26 protein-coding genes and 1 tRNA gene are annotated in these 25952 nt (G+C 72.2%); 17 read left to right on the top strand and 10 right to left on the bottom strand.

Annotation, left to right across the window (positions count from 1 at the left end; genetic code table 11):
* Nucleotides 1-5 precede the first annotated feature (5 nt).
* From Bequi_RS05825 to purM, 5 genes are read left to right on the top strand one after another with little or no spacing between them, the layout of a single operon-like run.
* Entirely contained in the window at nucleotides 6-473 is a 468-nt protein-coding gene (locus Bequi_RS05825) for a sterol carrier family protein (RefSeq protein ID WP_249737019.1), read from the top strand.
* The gene (locus Bequi_RS05820) at nucleotides 470-1267 is read left to right on the top strand and encodes a copper homeostasis protein CutC (protein ID WP_249737018.1); all 798 of its coding nucleotides are present in this window, start codon (nucleotides 470-472) and stop codon (nucleotides 1265-1267) included. The genes Bequi_RS05825 and Bequi_RS05820 overlap by 4 nt, the downstream gene beginning before the upstream one ends.
* Complete coding sequence (locus Bequi_RS05815; protein WP_249737017.1) at nucleotides 1264-1653, top strand: hypothetical protein; 390 nt, start codon at nucleotides 1264-1266, stop codon at nucleotides 1651-1653. The genes Bequi_RS05820 and Bequi_RS05815 overlap by 4 nt, the downstream gene beginning before the upstream one ends.
* Before the next feature lie 49 nt (nucleotides 1654-1702).
* Nucleotides 1703-3244 (top strand): amidophosphoribosyltransferase, encoded by a 1542-nt coding sequence (gene purF / locus Bequi_RS05810; RefSeq protein ID WP_249737016.1) that lies wholly within the window; start codon nucleotides 1703-1705, stop codon nucleotides 3242-3244.
* The gene (gene purM / locus Bequi_RS05805) at nucleotides 3241-4377 is read left to right on the top strand and encodes a phosphoribosylformylglycinamidine cyclo-ligase (protein WP_249737015.1); all 1137 of its coding nucleotides are present in this window, start codon (nucleotides 3241-3243) and stop codon (nucleotides 4375-4377) included. The genes purF and purM overlap by 4 nt, the downstream gene beginning before the upstream one ends.
* 62 nt (nucleotides 4378-4439) lie before the next feature.
* Here the strand turns inward: purM and Bequi_RS05800 are convergent, their stop codons facing one another.
* A complete protein-coding gene (locus tag Bequi_RS05800) occupies nucleotides 4440-4670 on the bottom strand; it encodes a DUF3073 domain-containing protein (protein WP_249737014.1) in 231 nt (76 codons plus the stop codon).
* 424 nt (nucleotides 4671-5094) lie between these two features.
* On the opposite strand from Bequi_RS05800, the gene Bequi_RS05795 reads away from it, so the two are divergent.
* A complete protein-coding gene (locus Bequi_RS05795; RefSeq protein WP_249737013.1) occupies nucleotides 5095-5289 on the top strand; it encodes a BldC family transcriptional regulator in 195 nt (64 codons plus the stop codon).
* Between the two features lie 130 nt (nucleotides 5290-5419).
* Here the strand turns inward: Bequi_RS05795 and Bequi_RS05790 are convergent, their stop codons facing one another.
* Nucleotides 5420-6601, bottom strand: coding sequence for a lysylphosphatidylglycerol synthase domain-containing protein (locus tag Bequi_RS05790; RefSeq protein WP_249737012.1), 1182 nt, complete (start codon nucleotides 6599-6601; stop codon nucleotides 5420-5422).
* 76 nt (nucleotides 6602-6677) lie between these two features.
* On the opposite strand from Bequi_RS05790, the gene Bequi_RS05785 reads away from it, so the two are divergent.
* Nucleotides 6678-9530, top strand: coding sequence for a UvrD-helicase domain-containing protein (locus Bequi_RS05785; RefSeq protein WP_249737011.1), 2853 nt, complete (start codon nucleotides 6678-6680; stop codon nucleotides 9528-9530).
* Here the strand turns inward: Bequi_RS05785 and Bequi_RS05780 are convergent.
* The 3 genes from Bequi_RS05780 to Bequi_RS05770 all read right to left on the bottom strand — a co-directional run bounded on the left by Bequi_RS05780 (nucleotide 9517) and on the right by Bequi_RS05770 (nucleotide 11482).
* Nucleotides 9517-10446: a GNAT family N-acetyltransferase gene (locus Bequi_RS05780; RefSeq protein WP_249737010.1), complete on the bottom strand. Its 930-nt coding sequence runs from the start codon at nucleotides 10444-10446 to the stop codon at nucleotides 9517-9519. The genes Bequi_RS05785 and Bequi_RS05780 overlap by 14 nt on opposite strands.
* 68 nt (nucleotides 10447-10514) lie before the next feature.
* Complete coding sequence (locus Bequi_RS05775) at nucleotides 10515-10970, bottom strand: hypothetical protein (protein WP_249737009.1); 456 nt, start codon at nucleotides 10968-10970, stop codon at nucleotides 10515-10517.
* Between the two features lie 29 nt (nucleotides 10971-10999).
* Nucleotides 11000-11482, bottom strand: coding sequence for an anthrone oxygenase family protein (locus Bequi_RS05770; RefSeq protein WP_249737008.1), 483 nt, complete (start codon nucleotides 11480-11482; stop codon nucleotides 11000-11002).
* 23 nt (nucleotides 11483-11505) lie between these two features.
* Here Bequi_RS05770 and Bequi_RS05765 point away from each other — a divergent pair, with 23 nt between their 5' ends.
* Nucleotides 11506-12180, top strand: a complete 675-nt coding sequence (locus Bequi_RS05765; RefSeq protein ID WP_249737007.1) for a TetR/AcrR family transcriptional regulator — start codon at nucleotides 11506-11508, stop codon at nucleotides 12178-12180.
* On the opposite strand, the gene Bequi_RS05760 is transcribed toward Bequi_RS05765, so the two are convergent.
* From Bequi_RS05760 to Bequi_RS05750, 3 genes are all read right to left on the bottom strand, one after another.
* On the bottom strand, nucleotides 12161-15127 hold the full coding sequence (locus Bequi_RS05760) for a multicopper oxidase domain-containing protein (RefSeq protein ID WP_347271974.1): 2967 nt from the start codon (nucleotides 15125-15127) through the stop codon (nucleotides 12161-12163). The genes Bequi_RS05765 and Bequi_RS05760 overlap by 20 nt on opposite strands.
* Nucleotides 15128-15234: 107 nt before the next feature.
* Entirely contained in the window at nucleotides 15235-15771 is a 537-nt protein-coding gene (locus Bequi_RS05755; RefSeq protein ID WP_249737006.1) for a hypothetical protein, read from the bottom strand.
* Entirely contained in the window at nucleotides 15768-16037 is a 270-nt protein-coding gene (locus Bequi_RS05750) for a hypothetical protein (RefSeq protein WP_249737005.1), read from the bottom strand. The genes Bequi_RS05755 and Bequi_RS05750 overlap by 4 nt, the downstream gene beginning before the upstream one ends.
* 179 nt (nucleotides 16038-16216) lie before the next feature.
* On the opposite strand from Bequi_RS05750, the gene sucC reads away from it, so the two are divergent.
* The 6 genes from sucC (at nucleotide 16217) to Bequi_RS05720 (ending at nucleotide 22708) form a co-directional block, all read left to right on the top strand.
* Nucleotides 16217-17386 carry an ADP-forming succinate--CoA ligase subunit beta gene (gene sucC / locus Bequi_RS05745; RefSeq protein WP_249737004.1) on the top strand — a complete coding sequence of 390 codons (1170 nt, stop codon included), beginning with the start codon at nucleotides 16217-16219 and terminating at the stop codon, nucleotides 17384-17386.
* A 12-nt stretch (nucleotides 17387-17398) separates the two neighbouring features.
* Complete coding sequence (gene sucD / locus Bequi_RS05740; protein ID WP_249737003.1) at nucleotides 17399-18292, top strand: succinate--CoA ligase subunit alpha; 894 nt, start codon at nucleotides 17399-17401, stop codon at nucleotides 18290-18292.
* Between the two features lie 182 nt (nucleotides 18293-18474).
* The gene (locus tag Bequi_RS05735) at nucleotides 18475-19194 is read left to right on the top strand and encodes a metal-dependent transcriptional regulator (protein WP_249737002.1); all 720 of its coding nucleotides are present in this window, start codon (nucleotides 18475-18477) and stop codon (nucleotides 19192-19194) included.
* Nucleotides 19195-19381: 187 nt separating this feature from the next.
* Complete coding sequence (locus Bequi_RS05730) at nucleotides 19382-20278, top strand: C40 family peptidase (protein WP_249737001.1); 897 nt, start codon at nucleotides 19382-19384, stop codon at nucleotides 20276-20278.
* Nucleotides 20279-20369: 91 nt separating this feature from the next.
* Nucleotides 20370-21203, top strand: a complete 834-nt coding sequence (locus Bequi_RS05725) for a hypothetical protein (protein ID WP_249737000.1) — start codon at nucleotides 20370-20372, stop codon at nucleotides 21201-21203.
* A 110-nt stretch (nucleotides 21204-21313) separates the two neighbouring features.
* Complete coding sequence (locus Bequi_RS05720) at nucleotides 21314-22708, top strand: AGE family epimerase/isomerase (RefSeq protein ID WP_249736999.1); 1395 nt, start codon at nucleotides 21314-21316, stop codon at nucleotides 22706-22708.
* Nucleotides 22709-22746: 38 nt separating this feature from the next.
* Here the strand turns inward: Bequi_RS05720 and Bequi_RS05715 are convergent.
* Nucleotides 22747-22819, bottom strand: a tRNA-Arg gene (locus Bequi_RS05715).
* 73 nt (nucleotides 22820-22892) lie between these two features.
* On the opposite strand from Bequi_RS05715, the gene Bequi_RS05710 reads away from it, so the two are divergent.
* On the top strand, nucleotides 22893-23816 hold the full coding sequence (locus tag Bequi_RS05710; RefSeq protein ID WP_249736998.1) for a nitrilase-related carbon-nitrogen hydrolase: 924 nt from the start codon (nucleotides 22893-22895) through the stop codon (nucleotides 23814-23816).
* Complete coding sequence (locus Bequi_RS05705; RefSeq protein ID WP_249736997.1) at nucleotides 23813-24511, top strand: copper resistance CopC family protein; 699 nt, start codon at nucleotides 23813-23815, stop codon at nucleotides 24509-24511. Before Bequi_RS05710 ends, Bequi_RS05705 begins: the two co-directional genes overlap by 4 nt.
* Nucleotides 24512-24671: 160 nt before the next feature.
* On the opposite strand, the gene Bequi_RS05700 is transcribed toward Bequi_RS05705, so the two are convergent.
* Entirely contained in the window at nucleotides 24672-24875 is a 204-nt protein-coding gene (locus Bequi_RS05700) for an antitoxin (protein ID WP_249736996.1), read from the bottom strand.
* A gap of 218 nt (nucleotides 24876-25093) precedes the next feature.
* On the opposite strand from Bequi_RS05700, the gene Bequi_RS05695 reads away from it, so the two are divergent.
* Nucleotides 25094-25918 carry a DeoR/GlpR family DNA-binding transcription regulator gene (locus Bequi_RS05695; RefSeq protein WP_249736995.1) on the top strand — a complete coding sequence of 275 codons (825 nt, stop codon included), beginning with the start codon at nucleotides 25094-25096 and terminating at the stop codon, nucleotides 25916-25918.
* Nucleotides 25919-25952 lie beyond the last annotated feature (34 nt).

Here is a 25952-nt window from a genome sequence, read left to right as displayed (position 1 = left end):
CGCTGATGGCGATCCGTCGCCGCACCGATCCGGACGAGGGGGACCAGGCGCTGCGCGACTGGGACGCCGATCCCGCGGCCGCGCGCCGCGCGATCCTCGGGCCGGCCGTCCGCCACACCCTCGAGCTGATCGCCGAGGAACACCCCGGTCATGCGGTCGAGCTGCGCGTCCCCCCGTACGGCGCCGTGCAGGCCCTGCCGGGAGTCCGCCACACCCGCGGCACTCCGCCCGCGGTCGTGGAGACCGACGCCGCGACCTGGCTCGCGCTCGCCGTCGGCGATCTGAGCTGGACGGATGCCCGCGCGAGCGGCCGCATCTCCGCCTCGGGCGAGCGCAGCGATCTCTCCGAGATCCTCCCGCTGCCCGGTCCCCGGCGCATCATCCGCGCTGCCCGCGCCGCGCGCGAGAGCGCGGGGGAGCAGCAGGGCGCGGGCGGAACGGGTGCGCAGAGCTCTGCGGGGGCCGCCTCGTGAGCGTCGCCGTCGAGATCGCCGTGGAGGACGTCGCCGGGCTCGTGGTCGCCGCGCAGTCGGGCGCCGCCCGCGTGGAGCTGTGCGCGGACCTCAGCCGCGGAGGCCTCACTCCGGATGCCGCGCTCGTGGCCGAGTGCGCGCAGGCCGCCGCGCGGCTCGTGGAGGAGCGCGAGGCGAAGCCCGGATTCGGGGTCCACGTGCTGGTGCGCAGCCGCGCGAGCGCGGGGGAGGGGCTCACCGGGGAGGGCGAGTTCGTCTACAGCCCCGAGGAGATCGATCTGATGGCGCAGCAGGCCGCCCGCAGCGTGCGCGCCGGGGCCGCGGGGGTCGTGATCGGCGCGCTGACGCCGCAGTGCGCCGTCGATGCGCCGGCCGTCGGCGCGATCCGCGATGCCGCCCTGGAGGCGGCGACCGCCCAGCTGCGCAGCCTCACCCTGACCTTCCACCGCGCCCTGGACGCGATGCCGACCGACGCCGACCGCACGGCCGCCATGGAGCAGCTCATGCTGCTCGGCTTCCACCGCGTGCTCTCCTCCGGCGGCGCGCAGCGCGCGATCGACGGGGCCGACTGCCTCGCGCAGATGGTGCGCGCGGCCGACGGACTGATCGACGTGTGCGCCGGCGGAGGCATCCGCCCCGCCCACATCCGCGACCTGGTGCAGACCGCGGGGGTGGAGGACATCCACCTCTCCGCGCGGCGCCGCACCCCGCTCGCGCCCGGGGAGAGCGACCCGGAGACCCGAACCGATACGGCGGTCGTCCAGGCCGCCGTCGATGCTGCAGGAGAGCTGTGACCCCCGAGACCGCCCCCGATTCCACCCCCGCGGCCGCCGACCCCGCGGCCGCCGACCCCGTGGCCGCCGACCCCGCCGCCGCCGACGTCCCCGCGGGCACCGAGGCAAAGGCCGACGGCGCGGACGCGGCGCGACCGCAGACCACGGCGCTGTACGCGCGCCGCAGCCGCACCCCGGCGCTCGGGCTGTGGGTGCTGATCGCGATCGCCGTCGGCGCGCTGATCGGCGTGATCGCGGCGCTCGCGACCCAGACGTTCTGGATCGCGGGAATCGCCTACTTCGCTGCGATCGGCGCGCTGTTCATCGGCATGCCGCTCGCGGCGATCGCCGCACTGGTCGACGCGCGCCGCAATCGCTCCGCGCCGACACGCTCATCGCGTCGCTGAGCAGGCACGGCGCGCCGCCGGGGCTGCAGCACTGTGCGATGATGGGGCAGTGCTGCGCGGTGACGGAAAGCTTTCGCACGACCTGCTCCCAGGGGAGAAGGGTCCTCAGGATGCCTGCGGGGTCTTCGGCGTCTTCGCGCCCGGTGAGGAGGTCGCGAAGCTCACGTACTACGGGCTCTACGCGCTCCAGCACCGCGGTCAGGAGTCGGCCGGGATCGCCACGAGCGACGGCGAGCAGATCCTCGTCTACAAGGACATGGGACTGGTCTCCCAGGTCTTCGACGAATCTGCGCTGAGCGCCCTGACCGGCCACATCGCGATCGGCCACGCGCGCTACTCGACCACCGGCGGCTCCGTCTGGTCCAATGCCCAGCCCACCCTCGGCGCGCGCGCCGAGGGGACGGTCGCCCTCGCGCACAACGGCAACCTGGTCAACACCCAGGAGCTCGTGACGATGCTCCGCGAGCGCCACGGCGGCCGCACCCCCGGTCGCGGCGAGATCGCGCGCGGCAACACCACCGACACGGCCCTGGTCACCGCGCTCCTGGACACCGAGGGCGACCTCGGCGAGGCGCTGCGGGACCTCATGCCGCACCTGCGCGGCGCCTACTGCTTCACCCTGATGGACGAGACCACGCTGTACGCGGCGCGCGACCCGCAGGGCATCCGCCCGCTGGTGCTCGGGCGCCTCGAGCGCGGCTGGGTGGTCGCCTCGGAGACCGCTGCGCTGGACATCTGCGGCGCGAGCTTCGTGCGCGAGGTGAAGCCCGGCGAGATGATCACCATCGACTCCCAGGGCCTGCGCAGCGAGCAGGTGCTCGAGCCGCAGCCCAAGGGCTGCGTCTTCGAGTACGTCTACCTCGCACGGCCCGATACGCAGATCGCCGGGCGCAACGTGAATGCGGCGCGGCTGGAGATGGGCCGACAGCTCGCGCGCGAGTTCCCGGTGGAGGCGGATCTCGTGATCCCGACCCCTGAATCCGGCACCCCCGCCGCGATCGGCTATGCGCAGGAGTCCGGCATCCCCTACGGCCAGGGCATGGTGAAGAACGCGTACGTCGGCCGCACGTTCATCCAGCCCAGCCAGACCATCCGCCAGCTCGGCATCCGGCTCAAGCTGAACCCGCTGACGGAGATCATCGCGGGCAAGCGCCTGGTGGTCATCGACGACTCGATCGTGCGCGGCAACACTCAGCGCGCCGTGGTGAAGATGCTGCGCGAGGCCGGCGCCGCCGAGGTCCACGTGCGGATCTCCTCCCCGCCGGTGACCTGGCCCTGCTACTACGGCATCGACTTCGCCACGCGCGCCGAGCTCATCGCCAACGGGCTGGACGTCGAGGAGATCGCCCGCTCCATCGGGGCCGATTCGCTCGGCTTCGTGTCTCAGGAGGGCATGATCGCCGCGACCGAGCAGCCCCGGGAGCGCCTGTGCACCGCCTGCTTCACCGGCGAGTACCCCGTTCCGCTCCCTGACCCCCGGGTGCTCGGCAAGAGCGTGCTGGAGGTGCGCGAGGAGGGTGCTCGCGCCGCCGCTGCCGAACCCCTGCACGAGAACCCCGCGCACGACACCAAGGAGAACGCCCCCGCATGAGCGCCGAGACCACCCCCGCGCTGAGCTACGCCGCCGCCGGCGTCGACACCGAGGCGGGAGACCGCGCCGTCGAACTGATGAAGGCGGCGGTCTCCGCGACCCACGGCCCCGAGGTGCTCGGCGGAGTGGGCGCCTTCGCGGGCCTGCTCGACGTCTCGGCGCTCAAGGAGTACCGCCGGCCCCTGCTGGCCTCGAGCACCGACGGCGTGGGCACGAAGATCGCGATCGCCCAGGCGATGGATGTGCACGACACCATCGGCCAGGATCTCGTGGGCATGGTCGTCGACGACATCGTGGTGGTCGGCGCCCGCCCGCTGGCGATGACCGACTACATCGCCTGCGGCCAGGTCGTGCCCGAGCGCATCGCCGACATCGTGCGCGGCATCGCCGAGGGCTGCCGGATCGCCGGCTGCGCGCTCGTCGGCGGAGAGACCGCGGAGCATCCCGGCCTCATGGGGCCCGAGGACTACGACGTCGCCGGCGCCGCCGTCGGCGTGGTCGAGGCCGATGACCTCCTCGGCGCGCACCGCGTGCAGGCGGGAGACGTCGTCATCGGCATGGAGGCCTCAGGCCTGCACTCCAACGGCTACTCCCTGGTGCGCGCGGTCATCGCCCGCCAGGGCCTCGCGCTCGACGCCGAGATCCCCGAGTTCTCCCGCACCCTCGGCGCGGAGCTGCTCGAGCCGACCCGCATCTACACCGGGGATCTCCTCGCGCTGCTCGCGAGCGAGGCGGGCGCCGGCGTGCGCGCCCTCAGCCACGTGACCGGCGGCGGGCTCGCGGCGAATCTCGCGCGCGTCCTGCCCCAGGGCGTGACCGCGCGGATCGATCGCGCGAGCTGGGCTCCGCCGGCCGTCTTCGAGCGCGTGCGCGCGTGGGGCGGGGTGGAGCTGAAGGATCTCGAGGCGACGCTCAACATGGGCATGGGGATGGTCGCCGTGGCCGCCCCCGAGCAGGCCGACGCCGCGGTGCGGCTGCTCGCGGACCGCGGCCTGCCGGCGCGAGTGATCGGCGAGGTGCTCGCCGATGCCGACGCTCCCGAGCCGGGGCGGGCCGACGTGCGCGTGGCCGGCGCGAAGGGCGTCGTCGGCGGGGCGGTCCTGGTCACGGGAACGCACGACGGCTGGGCCTGAGCCCCGGACATGGCGAAGGGACGATCCCTCAGGATCGTCCCTTCGCCATGCGCAGCGGTGGTTCAGCGCCGGCGAGCGGGTGCTGACGGGCCCTCATTGCGTGCAGCCCAGCTGTCGCTCTCGCTCCACGAGCTGTCATCGGACCACTCTTCGCGATCCTCGGTGCGCCGGGTGGAGGGAGCCGCTCCGGACTGGAGCTCTCGCTGCAGGGCAGTGAGGTCCGTCGGGGGGCTGTAGTACTTGAGGTCCCGGGCCACCTTGGTCTGCTTGGCTTTCTGTCGGCCACGACCCATAGATCTGACCCCCTGTGCGTCGACTGGCGGGCGCGCGAGCCCGGGCGATGGCGATTGTACGGATCCCAATCCTACCCCCTCCCCGGGGTCGGCGTCTCCTCGGGCCCCGGGGCGCGGCCGGAGCGGGTCTGCGCGCCCCTCGGCGGCAGGCTGCTCCTCGGGCGGGGAGTGCTCGCAATGCGCCGGGCGGGGATCAGGATGTCCTCAGGTTTCGTCGGATTGCCTCACATTTCCCGGGCAGTTCGACAGTTCAGGCACCGAAGATCAGGTGAATCATCACGAAATGTACCGGTATGCCCGCTTTTGGGCGGGATGACGGCGAAGTGCTCGGAGGCGTGCTCGGTAGACTCAACTCAGCAACCTTGGCCCCAACACCCTAGAAAGGGGACCCCCCCCAATGGCTGCAGCTCCAGAACAGCAACCCATGGATAGCGGAACGACCTATTCTGCCCTGCTCACACCGGCAGAGGTGGCGAGGCTCTTCCGCGTCGATCCGAAGACCGTCACCCGCTGGGCGATGTCCGGCAAGCTCTCCCCCCTGCGCACCCTCGGCGGCCATCGCCGGTACCGGCGCGAAGAGGTCGAGCGCCTGCTCGCAGAGAGCTCCGAGCAGCACTAGAGAGCTCTGAGCATCACCGGAGAGCTCCCAGCAGTGCGGGAGCGCTCAGCGCAGCAGCGGTGAGCTCGGAGCGTCAGTGTCTCCGAGAGCCCGCATTCCGTGAGGGCGTCGCCCAGCCGATCCGAGAGGATCAGGGGCGGCGCCCTTCGTGCATCCCGGGCCCTCTCCGACCCGGCACGAGGAGCGCCGTCAGGCCGCACGCGGCCCCCAGCAGCAGAGGCGCCGCCAAGGTCGCGAGGCTCAGCACGAGCGCAGAGGTCGCCGCTGCTGCGCCCGGCATCCCGAGAGCCACGAGCACGGCGGCCGCGGCAGCCTCCGTGAGCCCGCCTCCACCGGGGGTGAGGGGAACGAGCGCGACTGTGCGCGCCACGAGGAACACTCCGACCGTCGCCGCTGCCCCGATCCCGAAACCGCTCGCATGGATCGCCAGCGCGAGAGCGCCCAGCTGCAGGGCCCTCGCGAGCAGCAGCGGCAGGGCGATCTGCGCCCCGCGGTTGCGCAGGCGGTGCGCGGCGCCGTCGCGCACCGCGAGGGCGGAAGCGATGACCGCTTGGGTGCCCCCATCCTGGCCTGCGGGCACCGTGCCGGCGACAGCGTCGCCGTCGGCCCCGTCGGCCCCAGCGCCCCAGGCGCCGCGGTCGAGCAGCGGGACCACGGTCTCCAGCACGGAGAGGAATGCGGCGCGGTGCGCGAGGAGCGCGACGGCGGCCGCGCTGAGGAGGGCGCCGAGCAGCGCGACGAGAACCGCGACCCAGGTGCCCGGGAGCGCGGTGCCGGCGGAGAGCGCGGCGTAGGAGAGGACGCCCGCGAGCGGCACCGCGATGCCGCCGATCGCGATATCGGCGACGGAGAAGGTCACGATCCCCGTGAGGATCGCGCCGAGGGGCAGCCCGCGCCGGTGCAGGATCGCGCTGACTGCGCCGATCCCCAGCAGCGATCCCCCGGGCACCAGCAGGGTGAGCGCCATGGAGGCGCCGTGGGCCTGCAGGGCGGCCGGTGCGGGCGAGCCGGGGACGGCGGCGCGCAGAGCGAGCGCCTCCAGGGCGAAAGCGAGCGCGCCGAGTGCGAGAGCGGCGAGGAGGACCCACGGCGGCAGCGCCCCGAGCCCGGCGGAGATCTCCGTCCAGGATGCGCCCACCACGAGCGGCAGCAGCCACAGGAGCAGGGCGACGAGGAGTGCGAGGGAGAGCAGCGCCCACACCGCTCGCGAGGGCCTCAGGGTCTCGGATCGCGGGCGGAGGAGCTCCTGCGCGATCGCCTCCGCGCTGTCCGAGGGGGCGTCGGACGGCGTGGAGCGATCAGCACTGTGCATGGCGGCAGTGTCCCACGGGCCTGCTGCCGGCGCCTCTCGGCCGGATGTCGGCTGCTCCGCCTATCCTGGAGCGGCGATGAGCTCACTGTTCGATGACATGTCCCTGCCCGATTCCTTCCGCCGCCTGAGCGGGGTCCGGGTGGGTCCCGACGCGCCCGCTCCGCAGGACCCGCCCGCTCCGCACGGGGCGCCCGGACTGCACGAGGCGCCCGAGCTGGGGGAGGCGCCGCCGCTGGAGGAGGACGTCCCGCCCGAGGACGACTCCGCGGCGGGCGCCTTCGCGCCTGCAGGCGAGGAGAGCCCCTTCGCGCACCTGCCCGTCCCCCCGATCCCGACCGGTCACGGCGGCTCCGCCTATCGCGATGAGCCGCGCCGCGCGCCCTGGGGAGGCGGAGACCCGTCGGCCCTCGCAGAGCTCGTCGAGGGGCTGAACCCGCCCCAGCGCGAAGCGGTCGAGCATCGCGGCAGCCCCCTGCTCATCGTCGCGGGCGCAGGCTCCGGCAAGACCCGCGTGCTGACCCGCCGCATCGCCCACCTGCTGCGCTCCGGCGAGGCGATGCCCGGGGAGATCCTCGCGATCACCTTCACCAACAAGGCGGCCGCGGAGATGCGCGAGCGCGTGGCGGAGCTCGTCGGCCCCGCGGCGCGGTCCATGTGGGTCTCGACCTTCCACTCCGCGTGCGTGCGGATCCTGCGGCGCGAGCACGACGCCGCGGGCCTGCGCAGCTCGTTCACGATCTACGACTCGGCCGATTCGCTGCGCCTGATCACGAACATCGCGAAGGATTTCGGGCTCGACACGAAGAAGAACCCTCCGCGCGGGATCGCCTCGAAGATCTCCTCGCTGAAGAACGACCTGGTGGACCCCATCGACTTCGCGGATCAGGCGGAGAGCGCGAAGAACCCGTGGGAGAAGTCCATCGCCCAGGTCTTCACCGCGTACACCGAGCGTCTGCGCCAGGCCAACGCCGTCGACTTCGACGACCTCATCGGCCTGACCGTCGGTGTGCTGCAGGGCAATCCGGCGATCCGCGAGGGCTACCGCCGCCGCTTCCGGCACGTGCTGGTGGACGAGTACCAGGACACGAACCCGGCGCAGTACGCCCTGGTGCGGGAGCTGGTGGGCGATGATCCCCGCGCCGACCTCACCGTGGTGGGCGACTCCGACCAGTCGATCTACGCCTTCCGCGGCGCGACGATCCGCAACATCGTGGAGTTCGAGCAGGACTTCCCGACCGCGCGCACGATCGTGCTCGAGCAGAACTACCGCTCGACCCAGAACATCCTCACCGCCGCGAACGCGGTGATCGAGGAGAACCAGGGCCGCCGCAAGAAGAATCTCTGGACGGCCGAGGGGGAGGGGGAGCCCATCACCCTCTACGTCGCCGACGACGAGCAGGCGGAGGCCCGCTACATCGGCCGGCAGATCGACGCCCTGGTCGACTCGGGGCGCCGCGCGAGCGACGTCGCGATCTTCTACCGGGCCAACGCCCAGTCCCGCGCGCTCGAGGATCAGCTGATCCGGGTGGGCCTGCCGTACAAGGTCGTGGGCGGCACGCGCTTCTACGAGCGGCGGGAGATCAAGGACGCGCTCGCATACCTGCAAGTCCTCGCCAATCCCGACGACGAGATCAACCTGCGCCGCATCCTCAATGTGCCCAAGCGCGGCATCGGCGACCGCGCCGAGGCAGCGATCGCGCTGCTCGCCGAGCAGGAGCGCATCAGCTTCGGCGAGGCGCTGCGCCGGGCCGACGAAGCGCCCGGCATCGCCACGCGCTCGCTGAACTCGGTGCGGCTGTTCGTCTCGATGCTCGACGACCTCCGGGGCGTCCTCGAAGCGGGCGCGAGCCCGGCGGAGCTCGTCGAGGAGGTGCTGCAGCGCTCGGGCTACTACGCCGAGCTGCAGGGCAGCGATGATCCGCAGGACGAATCCCGCCTGGAGAACCTCGCCGAGCTCGTGAGCGTCGCGAGCGAGTTCGAGGCGCAGGCCGAGGCCGTCGCGGCCGCGGCGAGCGAGTTCGAAGAGGACGAGGACGAGGACGAGGCGGCCGGCGCCGCCGGAGCGGCTTCCGCGGCTGCCGGGGATGTGCAGGAGACTTCCGCTGCGGCAGGCGAGCCCGGCTCCGCCGCCGAGGATTCCGCTCTGCCGACGTCCACGACGCCATCTGCCCAGGAGGCGGCGATCGCAGCGGATCCGCTCGCGGGCGCACCTGCGGCGAGCCTGCTCGACCAGTTCCTCGAGAAGGTCTCGCTGGTCGCCGACGCCGACCAGATCCCCGGCCAGGAGGATCAGTTCGTCACCCTCATGACCCTGCACACCGCCAAGGGCCTCGAGTTCCCGGTCGTCTTCCTCACGGGTCTGGAGGACGGCACCTTCCCGCACCAGCGCACGCTGGGGGATCCCGAGCAGCTCGAGGAGGAGCGGCGCCTCGCGTACGTCGGCATCACGCGCGCTCGCGAGAAGCTCTACATCACGCGCGCGCAGATGCGCGCGACCTGGGGCGCCCCGCAGTTCTTCCCGGGCTCGCGCTTCCTCGATGAGATCCCCGACGCTGTGCTCGACGTCGCGCGCGCCGGCAGCTCCCTCTCGGGCGCCGGATACGGCGGCTCGAGCTATGGCGGATCCAGCTACGGCGGCTCGGGGTTCGGCGGCTCCGGCGGCGGGCGGGGCCCGTCCTTCAGCGGAGGCCGCGGAGGCGGACGGGCCGACGTCAACCGGCCGAGCTTCGGCTCCGGCAAGCCCGCGCGCGCGCTCGCGGACCTGCCCTCGCTCGCCGTCGGCGACCGCGTCACCCACGACTCCTTCGGCATGGGCACGGTCACCGAAGTCGCCGGCCAGGGCGAGAAGACGCAGGTCGAGGTGCAGTTCAAGGAGCCGCACGGGAAGAAGCGCCTGCTGCTGCGCTACGCACCGATCACGAAGCTGTAGCGACCACCTCGACCTCGATCCCCTCGGGGCTCTCCGCGTACCAGCCCACGTGGTCCTCGCCGCCGGCGTGGGGATAGCGTGCGGCGAACAGCTCGCTCCAGCCGTGCTCCGGTGCGGCAGAGCGCAGGGCGTCGAGCGCGCCGCGGTCCGAGATCGTGAGCGCCACATGGTTCATGCCGGGCGTGAGGCGATCGGCGCGCGCGCCGCGGACGTCGTCGGACTGCTCGAGCACGATGTACGAGCCGTCGGCGTGCCTCCAGATCCGGCCGAGCTCCCAGCCCTCCACGCGCTCGGCCCCCCAGCCGAGCGATCCCAGCAGCCAGCCCCAGGCCGGCTCGGACGTGGCGAGGTCAGCGGTCCAGAGCTCCAGATGGTGCAGGGCAGAGGCGCGAAGCGCGGGCGCCGCCGAGCGCAGCGACCGTTCCCAGATGGCCGTCGTGCTGTGCACGAGGCCGTCCTCGAACGGGGCGACCTGCCCAGTGGGGGCGTATCCGAGCGAGGCCCAGAACGGCTCCGCCCCCGCGGCATTCGCGCCGACGATTCCTGCGCGCAGGCGCTCGAGGGTGGGATCGGCGGCGAGCTGGGGGAGGAAGGAGTCGTGGAGGAGCCGCCCGAGCCCCTGCCTCGCACGGTCCTCCCGCACGAGCAGCAGCCCGATGTGCGCGGTGCCGGGGCGAGGCCAGTGGTGCAGCACGTCCAGGATCGCGAGCAGCGTTCCCTGAGCGTCCAGCAGACCGAGCACGGTCTTCGCTGATGGATCCAGATCGGGCGGGATGTCCGTGAGGACGCGCGCGCCGGCGTCGGGCGCGCTGTCGCGGCCGCTGACGCGTCGGGCATACCCGGGCGATGCCTCGAGCAGAGCCTGCACCGCAGGCGCATCGTCGGGGAAGCGCAGAGGACGGATCGTGAAGGCCATGCAGGAAGGCTACGGGCGCGCTCGGCATCTGTGCACGGCGGGAGCGGAGCTGCCGGGCGCGTCGGCGCTCAGTTCTCGCTGCGCGGCCCGCGCACCCCGTGCACGGCGAGCGTCCCGCCGACGACCACGAGCGCCGCGCCCAGCAGGAAGCCGCCGACGGTGATGAGCGCGCTCATGGCGTTCGGCTCGGTGGCGACGGGCGTCGAGGAGGAGAGGAAGAACCCGGCGGGCATGAGGACGGCGGAGGCGGGGATCGCCCAGCGGCCCATCTGCGCGGGGAGGCCTTTCAGTCCGGCGGCGTCGGTCAGCACGATCGAGGCGATGCCGAGCGTGGCGAGAGCGCCGGCGTGGCCGTGGCCGCTGCGGGCGTAGAGCAGCTGGAAGTCGGTGCGGGGGATCTCGCCGAGGCTGATGTCGAGCACGTACTTCCCGCCGAGCTCGATCCCGATGGTGGCGAGCAGCGTGAGCCCGGCGGCGAGGCGGCCGGGGCGGCTGAGGAGTGCGGGGCGGCTGGGAGCAGACATGGGGGTCCTGTTCGTGAGGGGAGGGGCGATCAGAGGGAGGCGGTGCCGAGCGCGACGCACACGAATCCCAGCAGCTGGAGCGTGCCGCGGATCGCCTGGAAGAGGTCCCAGCGTCGGCGCTTGCGCGCGAAGCCCTCGGGGACCTCGCCGGTGCGCACGCGGCCCTGCCAGATATTGATCGGCACGTTCCCGACGATCGTCACGATCAGCGCGATCGTGAGCACGATCGCCGCGAGCGTGAACCAGACGGGCTCGAAGCGTGCGGCTCCGAATCCGCCGAGGATCGCAGCGGCCGTCATGCCGATCGGCATCACGCGGCCGAAGGTCTTCAGCAGCCCGGACTCCATCACCGCCTGCGCCTCGAGCGGGAGGCGGCGGATCACGGGGTGCACGAGCGCGACCGAGGCGAACTCCGCGCAGCCGACGAATCCCGTCACCAGGAGGAGAGCGAGCAGGAGAACATCCATCGAGGGGCTCCGATCCACGGGGCGGCAGATGTGAACGGCGTTCACTTCCAGCAGGCTAGAGTGCCCATGTGAACGATGTCAACACCCCGGCCGACCGCGCCGCCCGCCCGTACCATCACGGCCACCTCCGCGAGGAGATGCTGCGCATCGCCGTCGAGCTCGCCGCCGAGGGCGGGCCGAGCGCGATCGCGCTGCGGGAGGTCGCCCGCCGTGCGGGCGTGACCCCGTCGGCCGCCTATCGGCACTTCTCCGGGCAGGAGGACCTCGTCGCCGCCGTGCGCGCAGAGACCCTCCGACAGCTCTCCGCGTCGATGGCCGCCGCGGTCGCCGCGGCGCAGGCGCTCCCCGGGCAGAGCGCGCTCGAGAGCAGGATCCTGGCCGCAGGGCGCGGCTACTTCGCCTTCGCGACCACGTCGCAGATGCTGTTCCGCTCGCTGAGCAGCGGATTCGCCCTCCCGGTGGAGGAGGTGGGGGAGAGCAGCGACGGTCCGTTCGACCTGCTCCTGGAGCTCGTCCAGCGCTGGCTCGCAGTCGAAAGCCCCGTTGATCCCGCGGGCGAGCCCGGCGCGGGCTATGGGGAGGCTGCGTTCGCGGACGCGGTCGCCCTGTGGTCTTCCGTCCACGGGCTCTCGGTCCTGTGCACCTCGGGAGCTCTCCTGGATCTGCCGCGGGCGCGCCAGCAGGAGCTCCTGGAGACGACCCTCGCGATCTCCGTGCGCGGTCTCAGCCGGTCACCGAGATGAGGGCCCGCGCGCCGCGCTCCATGTCCGCGAAGGCGTGGTTCACGGCCGTGTAGGTCCCGGGCTCGTCGAACACCGTCTCCACGAAACCGCCCTGCGCAGGGCCGAGGTGCAGCACCTGCGAGCCACCGCCGGTCGCGCTGTCGGGCCGCAGCAGGTACTCGCCCTCGCGGAAGACCGTGTCGAACACGGCCCCGACCACGTGGAAGGAGATCCCGCGGCTCGGCCCCGCGGCGAGCACCCAGATGCGCACGCGCTCGCCAACGCGCGCCTGCAGCGGGGCGTGGACGTACTGGTTCGCGTGACCGTTGAACACGGTGAAATCCGGTCGCTCCGCCGCGATCTTCGCAGGGGAGACGGGGTGCGCCGGTGCGGCGCCAGGCTCCATCGCCTCGTGGCCCTCGTGCCCGGTCATCGCCGTATCGAAGTCCTCGGCGCCGATGGGCACGAGGTAGTGATCGGACTGCACGAGCACGAACTCCCGATCCGCGACCGCGATCCCCTGCGGCGGCACGATCACCGCGCCGAGCATGCCGGAGGCGAGGTGGACGGTCATCGGCATCGTGGAGCAGTGGTAGAGCCACACGCCTGCGTACTCCGTGGTGATCGCGTACTCGAGACTCTCCCCGGGAGCGATCGTGCGCATCGGGCCGTCGGGTGCGATGCGGCCGGCGTGCAGATCCAGCGAATGTCCCATCGAGCCGCTGTTGATGAGATCGACCGTGAGGCGCTGCCCGATCTCGGAGCGGATCACCGGTCCGACGACGCGTCCGTTGTACGTCATCGCGTGCATCCGCACGCCGGGCGCGATCTCTGCGACGGCCTCTGTCACCTCGAGCCGGAGGCGCTGGCCCTCGGCCGATGCGACGGTCGACGCCGGCAGCGAGGCATCGCGCGGAGGAGCATCGGCGGCGGGGGCCTGCTGGAGGTCCGCGAGCACCCGTGCGAGGGGGTCGGCTGCGACGGCCGCAGCGGGGGCTGCGGGAGCGGCTGCACCGCCGATCGCGATAACCTGCAGCCTCATCCCCATCGCGCGATGGCCGACGATCGAGCACCAGCCCGCGACGTCATGCCCGATCACCCCGGCATCGACGCGCTCGGATGAGCCCGGCTGCAGACGACCGGACGCCGGGCCCGTCGCGAGGACGAGGTCGTGGACGTCGTGGGGATCCTCGTTCTTGAGCTCGATCACCAGCGCATCTCCCGCCGGCACCTCGATCACATCGGGGGTGAACCGCATCTCGGCCATCGAGACCGCGACCGTGGTGGTGCGTCCGGTCGCAGCGACGCGCGAACCAGGGCCGGTCGTGCTGGTCGCGGGATCGCCGAACGAGCCGTAGCTGCGATCCAGAGAGCCGCCGAGCGCGGTCACCCCGAGAACGGAACCGATGCCGACCAGCGCGCTCGTGAGACCCCGTCGGCCGACCGCGCCGCTTCTCGGACCGACCTCCTCGACTGGCCGCACGGGCATTCCGAGGTCCGTCGGCGCCGGGGGAGCCGGAGGGTGTTCGGGAGCCTCTGGGCCCCCGACTGGCGTCGATGCCGACGCACCGCTGGCCGCCATCGCCGCGCGTCGCTCGCGGACGCTCGCACGGACCGCCCGCAGCAGGAGGACGACGAACGCCAGCAGCACAGCGAAGCCGAAGCTGGAGAGCAGCACGCGCGTGAGCGAACCGGCGGATGCCGCATCTGCGGTGCCGAGGGAGAGCGCGGAGAAGAGGGCCGGGGCGATGGCGCCGCCGAGATCCATCAGCACGAACAGCGCGAGCGCGAGATTCAGGGCGACCACGCGCAGCACAGCGAGGCGCGACATCTCCCGCAGACCAGCGGCGGTGGCGCGCGGGCCCCCGCCCATCGTCACCGGGAGCAGGTGGCTCATCGCGCCCAGCAGCACCTGCAGCGCGAACCCGACGACGAGCGGCAGCGTGAGCGCCTGGAGATCGGCGGCCAGCAGGGTCGCCGACAGGTGCGCATCGGAGGAGCGCCGCCACATCACCGCGAGCGCTCCGAGGGTCACCGCGAACCAGCACGCGCCCGCGCCGATCGAGAGGACCGGGAACAGGGGCAGGGGCGTGCGGTGAGAGCCGCGCGCCGAGCGCACGGCCGCGGAGACCAGTCCCCCTGCGATGACGAGGAAGCAGGCGAGATAGCACAGCAGGAACGCGATCCCGCCGACGGTGAAGCCGGTGAGGGCGAACGCGGCCGCCCCGACGGCGCCGATGCCCATCCCGAGAAGCGCGCCGGGCGCGCGCCGGGCGACGCCCGCGTCCGCGCGGGTGCGCAGGACCGTCGGCCACAGCGTCAGGAGCGTGGCGGTGATCGTCAGCCCCACGAAGCCGAGCACGTTGATGAGCTGGTGGGCGAGCAGCAGGCGTCCGAGCCAGGGCTCCGGGGGGCTGAACGCGAGGACCGTGCCGATGAGGGCGCCGACAGGCAGCAGGCAGGCCGCGCCCTGGTAGGCGCGCACCACGAAAGCGAAGCGCGGGGCCAGGGCGACGCGGATCTGCGCACCGAGAGCGAGCGCGTACCAGAGCATCGCGGCGCTCACGAGCAGCGCTCCCGCGCTGGCGATCCACGGCCATGAGCCCACCATCCCCGTGCACGTCACGACGATGCCCGCGGTCAGGAGCTGGATGCGGCGCACCTGCCGGGCGCGCGTCTCCTCGCCGAGGCGGGTCTTCAGCAGCGCCTCTGCGAAGTGCTGGCCCCAGACCATGATCGAGGTGGTCACGAGGCCCAGGGTCACCATGTGCACGAGCAGCCAGCGTGACTGGGGGATCAGCGGGTGGATCAGCACCACCACGATCAGCGCCATCATCCACAGCGTCACCGGCCGGGAGGCGCGGCGGTGCCAGCTGCGCCGCGATGGCCGGACGGGCGGGGGAGCGGCTGCGCTCGCCTCGGCAGAGCCTGCGGCAGCGGGGGTCGGGCGAGCGTCGGGGCGTGGCATGGGTTCCTCGGTTCAGGCCGAGCGGCAGGGGCTCCGCCCGGTCCTCGTCCACGCTAGGCCCGGACTCTGCTCCGGGGGCGGGCCGTTCGGCCCGGTCGGATGCCGCCTCAGCGGTCCCGAGCGGTGCGCGTGCGGCGCACGGGCTCCTCGGCCCGAGCGTCGAAAGAGCGCTCGCCCGTGCCCTCCCGGAACTGCTCCTCGTCCGCCAGCTCCTCATCCTCGCCGCCGAGCCCTGCCCACAGCGCCCAGCCGAAGCGGAGCACCATCAGCAGCAGGATCACGACGAGGACCTCGCTGAACGGGATGGCGATGCCCGTGCGGGTGACCACGAACCAGATCACCGAGATCGACAGGCCCATCAGCACGGCATCGCGGAACGCGGCGAGCAGCCGCTCGCCGACGCGCGCCCGCTTGAGCGTGCGCCCGGTGACGGTCGCGTAGGCGGCCGCGCTGCGGCGCGCGGAATCGCGGGAGTCGCGCGTGCCCTCGTCGGCTGCGCGCACCGCGGCGCGCGTGTACTGACCGGCCCGGCGCGTGCTGCGCCGCGCGGACTCCTGCGCCTGGCGGGCGAGCTCGGGCGCCTGCTTGCGCGCCGTGCTGCGCGCGGCCTTCGCGTATGTTCTCCAGTCGGCCACCGCGCTCACCGATCCCGATCGTCGCGCCAGCGGATGTCGCCGTCGGGCCGACGGACGGGCCGGTCCGATTCCCGAGCGCGCCGCGCGCTGCTCTGCGACCAGTAGCTGAGTCCCACGTTGAGGGCGACCGTGATGAGGATCGAGAGCAGGAGGCCGGGCATGGTCGCCCGGAAGCCGAGCAGCCTCAGCAGGAGGAAGAGGGCGAGCACGGCCACCACGCTGAAGACCAGCTGGTCCTTGATGCGCGAGCCGAGGGAGCGGGAGCGGAGAGCCACGCCGCCACAGTAGACCCCGTGCCTGGGGGACAGCGCCGTCCGGTGGCTCGTGCGCAGGCCGCTTCCGCTGGGTCGCATGTCAGTGGAGGTCGCTACAGTGGGGCGCGTTCCAGAGGGGCGGTGAGAGGGCCGATGACGGCCCGCCGCCCGCTGCCGATCACACGGAAGGACATGAACTCGTGGACCTGTTCGAATACCAGGCCCGCGATCTCTTCGAGAAGCACGGCGTGCCCGTGCTCGCAGGGATCGTGGCGGAGGAGCCCGCTGAGGCCAAGGCTGCTGCCGAGAAGATCGGCACCCCGGTCGTCGTCGTCAAGGCGCAGGTGAAGGTCGGAGGCCGCGGCAAGGCCGGCGGCGTCAAGATCGCGAAGTCGCCCGAGGAGGCCGAGCAGCGCGCCTCGGAGATCCTGGGCATGGACATCAAGGGCCACACCGTGCACCGCGTGATGATCGCGGCCGGTGCGGACATCGCCGAGGAGTACTACTTCTCGCTGCTGCTGGACCGTGCGAACCGCAACTACCTGGCCATGTGCTCGGTCGAGGGCGGCATGGAGATCGAGCAGCTCGCGGTGGAGCGCCCCGAGGCGCTCGCCCGCGTGGCCGTGGATCCCAACGTCGGCATCGATGAGGCCAAGGCGAAGGAGATCGTCGAGGCCGCGAAGTTCGACGCCGAGACCGGCGCGAAGGTCGCCCCCGTGCTGCAGAAGCTGTGGGACGTCTACCGCGAGGAGGACGCCACCCTCGTCGAGGTGAACCCGCTCGTGAAGACCGGTGCGGGCGAGATCGTGGCGCTGGACGGCAAGGTCACCATCGACGAGAACGCCGAGTTCCGCCACGAGGACCACTCCGCGCTTGTCGACACCAAGGCCGAGGATCCGCTGGAGGCCAAGGCCAAGGCGCTCGACCTCAACTACGTGAAGCTCGACGGCGAGGTCGGGATCATCGGCAACGGCGCCGGACTGGTCATGTCGACCCTCGACGTCGTCGCGTACGCAGGCGAGAGCCACGGCGTGAAGCCGGCGAACTTCCTCGACATCGGCGGCGGCGCCTCGGCCGAGGTCATGGCAAACGGCCTCGACGTCATCCTCGGCGACGAGCAGGTGCGCGCCGTGTTCGTGAACGTCTTCGGCGGCATCACCGCGTGCGACGCCGTCGCCAACGGCATCGTCGGCGCCCTCGAGAAGCTCGGCGATGCGGCCACGAAGCCGCTGGTCGTGCGACTGGACGGCAACAACGTGGAGGAGGGTCGGAAGATCCTCGCCGATGCCAACCATCCCCTGGTCACCCTGGCCGACACCATGGACGGCGGCGCGGCGAAGGTCGCCGAGCTGGCCGCAAGCGGAAAGTGAGCTCCGAGCACCATGTCGATCTTCCTCAACTCTGACAGCAAGGTCATCGTCCAGGGCATGACCGGCTCGGAGGGCATGAAGCACTCCCAGCGCATGCTCGACTCCGGCACCGCCGTCGTCGGCGGCGTGAACCCCCGCAAGGCCGGCCAGAGCGTCGACTTCGAGGGCGGCGCCTCCGTGCCCGTCTTCGGCACCGTGGCCGACGCCATGAAGGAGACCGGGGCGAACGTCTCCGTCGCCTTCGTGCCGCCGAAGTTCGCCAAGGACGCCGCGATCGAGGCCATCGACGCGGGCATCGAGCTGCTCATCGTCATCACCGAGGGCATCCCCGTCAAGGACGCCGCGGAGTTCTTCAACTACGCGCAGTCCAAGGGCGGGAAGACCCGCATCATCGGGCCGAACTGCCCCGGCATCATCAGCCCCGGGCAGTCCAACGCCGGCATCATCCCCGCGAACATCACCGGCAAGGGCAAGCTGGGCCTGGTCTCCAAGTCCGGCACGCTCACCTACCAGATGATGTACGAGCTCTCCGACATCGGCTTCACCACGTGCATCGGCATCGGCGGCGACCCGGTCATCGGCACCACCCACATCGACGCCCTCAAGGCGTTCGAGGAGGATCCGGAGACCGAGGCCGTCGTGATGATCGGCGAGATCGGCGGCGACGCCGAGGAGCGCGCTGCGAAGTTCATCGCCGAGAACATGACCAAGCCGGTCGTCGGCTACGTCGCGGGCTTCACCGCTCCCGAGGGCAAGACGATGGGCCACGCCGGCGCGATCGTCTCCGGCTCCGCGGGCACGGCGCAGGCCAAGAAAGAGGCCCTCGAGGCCGCCGGCGTCAAGGTGGGCAAGACCCCCACCGAGACCGCCGACCTCATGCGCGAGATCATCGCCGCCAAGGCCTGATCCCGCACAGCACCACCTCGACGATGCCCCGGTGAGCGATCACCGGGGCATCGTCATCCCCGTCCCGGGCGGACGGGGTACTTTAGGGAGCCCGCAGGGCCGAGCCGCGCCGTCGCGCGCTCTGCCGCGACCCGCGGCTGACGCCCCGAGGCCCCGATGACAGCGAAGGACGGAGCAGCCAGGTGAGCAGCGACCTGATCGACACCACCGAGATGTACCTCAAGACCGTCTTCGAGCTCCACGAGGCCGGGGTGCCGCCGATGCGCGCCCGCATCGCGGAGCGTCTCGGGCATTCGGGGCCGACCGTCTCCCAGACCGTCGCGCGCATGGAGCGCGACGACCTGCTCCACCTGGATGAGGAGCGGCGCATCCACCTGACCGCCACGGGCCAGGCGATCGCCACCGATGTCATGCGCAAGCATCGCCTCGCCGAGCGCCACCTCATCGAGGCTCTCGGGCTGCCCTTCGAGCTCGTCCACGAGGAGGCGTGCCGCTGGGAGCACGTCATGAGCAAAGAGGTCGAGACGCGCATAGCCGCGCAGATCGCCCCGCCCTACGTGGACCCCTACGGCAACCCGATCCCGGGGCTCGCAGAGCTCGGTATCGAGGAGGCGGCGGTCACGGCCGAGGGTCAAGAGACGGCAACGTGGCTCGTGCCACTGGAGACGGCCGTGAACGCCGAAGGCCCCGTGCGCATGCTGCTGCGCCGCATCGGGGAGCCGGTGCAGACGGACGTCGACCTCCTGCGCGAACTCGCAGGCCAGGGCGTGCTTCCGGGTGCCATCATCACCGCGCAGCGTCGCGAGGGCGGGTATCTCCTGCGCGCCGGCGAGGGCGGGGGAGTAGCGATCGACTCCCTCACGGCCTCGCAGCTCTCCGTGGCCCCGGCTCCGAGCGAGTAAAGAGCGCGTCAAGGGCTCATCCAGACCTTGCTGGCAGGGGTGCCAGGCGGCCGAGCCCGCCATAGAGTCGAGAGTGCGCCGGGCGGGATGGCCGGGCGCGCTCCCCGCGGAGGGCACTCGCGCCGCGATCGGAGCCACAGTCTTTCTGCGCGAGGCTCCGCACTGCGGAGGGCCCACAGGAGCTCACGTGTCGAAGACCGCGAACAACACCCACCGCCGCCCGATGCGCGCCGTGACCCCGGCCGTGCGCGCAGGCCGCACCGCCGCCGGCGCTGCGATCGCCGCGACGATGCTGCTCGGCGGCGCTGCTGCGGCGACCGCTGACGGCCAGACCGACGCCGCCGGCGCCGGCGCTGCTCCTGCCGCGGCCCCCGCGGTCCTCCCGGCACCGGCAGCCCCGTCGGTCGAGATCCCCGTGACCGCCGCTCCCGAGACCGCCGAGCTCTCCGCAGACCTCGCGGTGACCGCCCCCGCGACGGCGATCTCCATCAAGGCCGCCCCGAAGCCCGAGCCCGTCGCGGCCGCACCCGCCGCAGCCGACTCGAACGACTCGAGCTCCAGCAGCTCCACCGGCCGCGCCGCAGCCACCTCCTCCTCCTCGAGCACCTCCTCCTCGCGCTCGAACACCGAGCAGTCGGAGACGTCCTCCTCCTCCTCGAGCGACTCCTCCTCGTCCTCCGCTTCGAGCGATTCCTCCACTTCCGAGGAGTCCTCCTCCTCGAAGTCCTCCAGCGCCTCGCAGGCCGTCGCCGGAAGCTCGATCGTCGACACCGCACGCAACGGCATCGGAACCCCCTACGTGTGGGGCGGCTCCAGCACGAGCGGCTGGGACTGCTCGGGCTTCATCGCGTGGGTCTACGCCCAGCACGGCATCAGCCTCCCGCACTCCGACTCCGGCCAGAAGTCCATGGGCCGCGTCATCTCCAAGTCCGAGGCTCGTCCCGGCGATCTGATCTGGAAGCCCGGCCACATCGGCATCTACGCGGGCGGCGACATGATGATCGACGCCGGCAACAAGCGCGTCGGCACCTCCGAGCGCCACATCTACTCCGGCAACTGGCAGTACATCCGGATCACCGGCTGATCGCGCCAGTCCAGCCCAGCGGCCCCGCACCCATCCCGGTGCGGGGCCGCTGGCATTCCCGGGAGCGGCGATCCGGCGGTACGGTGAGGCGATGCGAACCCTGCGCGATCTGCTCGCCGTCGTCCTGGTCCTCGTCGCGACCGCGCTCGCGGCCGTCTGGCTGCCGGGGGTGTGGCTGCAGCGCCACCTCGTGGAGCAGTCCGGCTTCCTCGCCATCGCGCAGCCGCTGAGCAGCGATGCCGCGACCCAGCAGACCCTCGTGGATTCCGCGGTGGACGAGATCCTCGCGAACGATGCGATCCCCGGCCGCATCGCGACCATGATCGGCCCGTTCGCGAAGGAGCAGGGAGCGAAGCTCACCGAGCTGCCCGCCTACGCGCAGATCTGGGACGAGACGATGGTCCAGGTCCACGAGGATCTCTTCGCACCGGGCGCTTCGGATCTCACGGTGGATCTGAGCCCGGCCGTCGACGCGCTGGTGGATCCGATCCAGGAGCGACTCCCGTTCGGCCTGGAGATCCCCGTCCCAGAGAATCCCACGGTGACGCTCGCTCAGATCCCTGATATCCCCGTGCTGCAGCAGGCGCAGGAGGTGCTCCCGCACGCCCGCTGGACCGGGCCCGCGGCGCTCGCCCTCGCGCTGCTGGCCGTCCTGATCGCAGGGAGGCGGCGCTTCGCACTCCTGCTCGCAGGGATCGGCACTGCGGCCGCCGGCGCGAGCACCTGGGTGCTGACCTCTCAGGTCGAGCAGATCGTCCCCGACACTCTCGACCAGGCCGACTTCATCGCCCCGCTCTTCCAGGCATTCGAGCGCCAGTTCGCGGCCGACCTCTCCGCGCCGTCCTTCATCCTGCTGGGCGCGGGCGCGGCGGTCATCGTTCTCGCGGCGCTCGCGATGCTGGTGCCGACGTCGCGAGAGCGCTGAGAGCGAGGCGATCTCCGCGCGCAGGGTTGGTCTTCTCCCGCGGTGCTCCATTGACCGTGAGAGCGCTCTCACGTAGTGTGAGCGGCACCGCACGCGACAAAGGAGTCCTCATGCGCCAGCCGTTGACGCCCCACCATGACCGTTTCCCCGCCATTGGACGCCGCACGCTCCTCCTCGGGGCGTTCTCGGCGACCACGCTCGCGTGCGCCGTCCCCGCGCAGGCGCTCCCGGGATCCCCGCAGCCCTCGCGCCGAGGGCGCCCCGGCCTGGCCAGCGCCCTCGACTTCCTGGAGACGATGACCACCGCAGGCAGGTCTGCGGAGGGCCCGACCCTGCCGCAGAGCTATGCAGATCAGCTCGGCCTGTTCTCGACCGCCTTCGTCTATGACGCGGCACTGGCACTCCTCGCCGCGCTGGCGTCGGGAGAGGAGCACCTCGCGCGCCGGATCGCCGATGGGCTGGTGTTCGCGCAGACGCACGACCCCGTCCATCGCGACGGGCGCCTCCGCCAGGGCTACAACGTCGCCCCGTTCACCTTCTACGACGGTGTGCGGAATGAGCATGGTCTCGAGCTGCCCGACGGCACCGCGAACATCGGCTGGCAGTTCGGCTTCCTCGGCACGGCCGTGGGAGACATGGCCTGGCCGGGGATCGCGCTCGTCCAGGCGTATCGGGCGACCGGCGACGCCGGCTACCGTGCGGCCGCGCAGCGCATCGGCGAGTGGATCCTGGCGCGCGCAGTCAATTCCGGGGCTCTGGGCGGATTCTCCTTCGGCGTCTCGGCCTCCGATCAGCCGATCCCCAACGTCTCGACCGAGCACAACATCGACTGCGTCTCGCTGTTCACGCTTCTCTCTGCGGTCGACCCCAGCCCCCGCTGGGACGCTGCCGCAGAACATGCGCGGACGTTCGTGGAGCGGATGTGGGAACCGGCAGGAGGATTCTTCTACACCGGATCGAACGACGGCATCGTCATCAACCGCGCGCCGTTGCCGCTGGATCCGCAGACGTGGAGCTGGCTTGCTCTGCAGGATCCGCGATATGCCGGCGCACTGGACTGGGCCGCGACGGCTCTTGCCGTGACGGACACCCCGCAGTCCCCGAACAGCCAGCTCCCCGCCGGCACCGCGTTCTCGGGAGTCACCTTCAGCTCCGCGAGCCTGACGTCCACCGCGGTGTACAACGGGCTGGCCGTGGATCCCAACGGCGTCTGGTTCGAAGGCAGCGCGCAGCTCGCGCTCGCCCTCGCAGACCGCGCGATGCCGCGCGATCGCGCTCGGGCCAATGCCCTTCTCCGGGAGATGCGCAGGGCGCAGACTGCGCTCGGGGCCGGTCAGACCGTCAGCGGGGTCGAGCTCGAGGCCGGCGGACTGGTCGCGGCCTCGAGCCCGATCGACAGCGGATTCGGCTTCGGGTACTTCCAGGTTCAGCACGTCGGAGCGACGGCGTGGTACGTGATGGCCGAGCGTGGAGCGAATCCCATGGTGCCGGGCGGTCTCGACTGAACAGCGCAGCGCCGGGGTCGAGGCGAAACGTGGAACAGTGCCCTCGGGCAGATTCGAACTGCCGACACCCGCTTTAGGAGAGCGGTGCTCTATCCCCTGAGCTACGAAGGCGGGGCCCGACCATCCTAGAGCACCCGCGCGGGGACGCTCCCGCCCCGGTGCGCTCGCATGGCAGGATCACAGCGTGACGATCTCCGAGTCCACCGCGCCCCGCTCCGCGGACCCCGGCGCTGCCGCCGACGCTGGTCACGGTGCCCCCGCTGACGCTCCATCCGGGCGCACTCTGACCCTCGCACTCGCGCAGATCCCCGTCAGCGAGGATGCGGAGGCGGTGCTCGCCGCGGTCGCCGCGGCCGCACAGGACGCCGCCGCCGCGGGCGCCCAGCTGCTCGTCCTCCCGGAGGCGACCCTCACCCCCTTCGGCACCGATCTGCGCGCGGCCGCGGTCGCCCATGCCGCGCAGTTCGAGGCGCACCTCGAGCGCCTCGGCGAGGAGCACGGGATCGTGCTGATCGCTGGGTCCTTCGCCCCGGCCGAGGGCGCTCGCGTGGTGAACCGGCTCCTCGTCCGGGGCCGCGCGGCCGACGGCGCCGCTGTGCGAGCGCACTACGACAAGATCCATCTCTTCGACGCCTTCGGCCAGGCCGAGTCCGAGACGGTCGCCCCCGGCTCCGCCCTCGTGACCTTCGACCTTCCGCTCGGCGACGGCAGCAGCGTGCGCCTCGGCCTCGCGACCTGCTACGACATCCGCTTCCCCGAGCAGTTCGTCGCTCTCGCGGGGCGGGGTGCCGAGGTCCTCGTGATCCCGACGTCCTGGGCCAGCGGCCCCGGCAAGGCCGAGCAGCTGCGCCTGCTTCAGCGCGCTCGCGCGCTCGATACGACCTGCGTGCTCGTGTGCTGCGACCAGGTGCCGGCGGCAGGGTACGAGGGCGGCGCCGCGCGCGGGGTCGGCGGCAGCGCCGTCGTCTCCCCGCTCGGCGAGGTGCTCGCGGCGGCGGGGGAGGGGCCCCAGCTGCTGCTCGCCCCCGTGGATCTGGACACCGTCGCCCGCGCCCGGGCCTCCCTGCCCGTGCTGGCAGGCCGCGGCCTCCCTACAGTGGAGGCATGACCTCACGCATCTCCCGGCTCTTCGCCGTCCTCGCCTCCGCTCTCGTCGGCGCCGCCCTGGTCCTGCTCGCGCCGACGGCCGCGCTCGCTCATGACACGCTGGTCTCCTCGGACCCGGCCGACGGCGCTGCGCTCGAGAGCTCGCCCGCCCAGCTCACTCTCGACTTCTCCGCCGACATCCTCGACGTCACCCCCGTGGTGAGGATCGTCGGGGCCGACGGACAGGCCGTCCAAGAGGTGACCCCGGCGGTGTCGGGCCGCTCGGCCGTCGCGACCCTCTCGGAGCCCCTCCCGGCGGGCGAGTACACCGTGCAGTGGCGCGTGGTCTCCTCCGACGGCCACCCGATCGAGGGGGACTTCGGCATCACCGTGCAGAACGATCCTGCGCCCACAGCGGATCCCGCCGCCGAGGCCACCCCGTCTGCCGAGGCCACCCCGTCTGCCGATGCATCGGCCGGCGCCGCCGCCCAGACTCCCGCGCCGAGCAGCGCCCCGGCCGGCGCCGAGCCCAGCGCGACCCCGTCGGCCGAGCCTGCCGTCGAGAACTCGCAGAGCTCCGCGATGATGCCGCTGCTGCTGGGCGTGGCAGCGGTCGCGCTGATCGCCGCGATCGCCGCAGTCCTCGTCTCCCGGCGCCGCGCCGCCGGCCGCATCGATCGCGAGACCAGTCGCGAGGATCCCCGCGTCGGCCGCTGACCGGAGCGGGGCATCGCGCCGCACTCCGGCGTCGCACCGCACCGCGCGCGAGCACCGGCACGCACCGCGGCTGCGCACACAGAGAGGGCCCCGACCTGACGGTCGGAGCCCTCTCCTGCTTCCGGGATCGACTGCGTCCCGGGCGCTCAGCGAGCGGAGGTCACTTCTCGGTGGTCTCCGCCGCATCGGCGTTGCCGCCGAGTGCGCCCTGGGCCTTGCCGGCAGCGCCGTCGATCGAGCTGTCGAACTGATCGGGGGCGGCATCCTGCGCCTTGGCGTTCGCACCGTCGATGGCCTGGTTGACCTGATCGGGGTGCTCGCCTGCGAGGTCCTTCGCCTTGTTCAGAGCATCATTGAGACCCATTGCAGAACTCCTCTCGTTCGGAAGAGCGCCCTGCTCCGCACGTCGCGGAGGGGGCTCCGCGAGCGACGGGGCGGAACCGGAGTCCCGCCGAGCGCCTGACCCGGATCACGCTAGGAGCGATTCCTGGGAGCTGCAAGAGAATTTCCCCGGCGTGCGCAGAGCAGGCGCGACTGCGCATGAGCGCGCACCTCGCGCGCAGAAGCGGGCATGATGGCTGGATGGAATCGATCAGCCCTGCCGCCCCAGACGCCCCGAAGGACAAGAGCGGGCGCTGGGACCGCGTCCTCGCGGCGCTCGCCCGTCACAAGAGCATCAGCGTCGGCGAGGTCGCCCGGCAGCTCGGGATCAGCGAGTCCACGGTGCGCCGCGACTTCGCCGAGATGGAGCGCGCGCAGCTCGCCCGGCGCACGCACGGGGGGATCGTCGCGATCGACGTCGCCTACTCCCTCGCCACCACTCCGCGCGACCGCGACGAGACCGGCGCCGCCCGCGAGCGGGTCGCGGCGGCGGGTGCGGCGCTCGTCGGCCCCCGGCAGATCGTGGGGTTCAACGGCGGGCGCACCACCACCTCCACCGCCCGCCGCACCGTCTCGCGCACGGATCTCGACGCGCACGACGGCAAGCCGGCGCTGACCGTGGTGTGCGCCGCGCTGAACATCGCGACGGAAGCGGTGCTGCGCCCTTCGGTGCGCACGGTCGTGCTCGGCGGGGTCGCGGAGCCCTACTCCTTCGAGCTCACGGGCCCGCTCGCCACCGCCACCATGCGGGATCTGTGGCTGGACACGATGTTCGTGGGGATGATCGGGCTGGACATCCAGGCCGGGCTCACCTGCAGCTCCGATGCGGAGGCGAGCGTGACCCGCACGATGATCGGGCACTCGCGCCGGGTCGTCGGCCTCGCGACGGCCGACAAGGTCGGCGTGCGCGCGCTCGCCGCCATCTGCCCCCTCGCCACGCTCACGGATCTGGTGATCGCGGGGGAGGTGCCGGACAGCCTGCGCGCACATCTGCAAGAGGAGCAGGTGCGTCTGCACGAGGTCTGACGCGGAGCCTGTGAACCTCGACCGGGTTGTGCGC

Origin of the sequence: Brachybacterium equifaecis, assembly GCF_023509525.1 — a bacterium.
In the GTDB taxonomy this organism is placed as follows: domain Bacteria; phylum Actinomycetota; class Actinomycetes; order Actinomycetales; family Dermabacteraceae; genus Brachybacterium; species Brachybacterium equifaecis.
The sequence above is the reverse complement of the archived record's forward strand: the minus strand, read 5'-3'. Positions and strand labels throughout refer to the sequence as shown.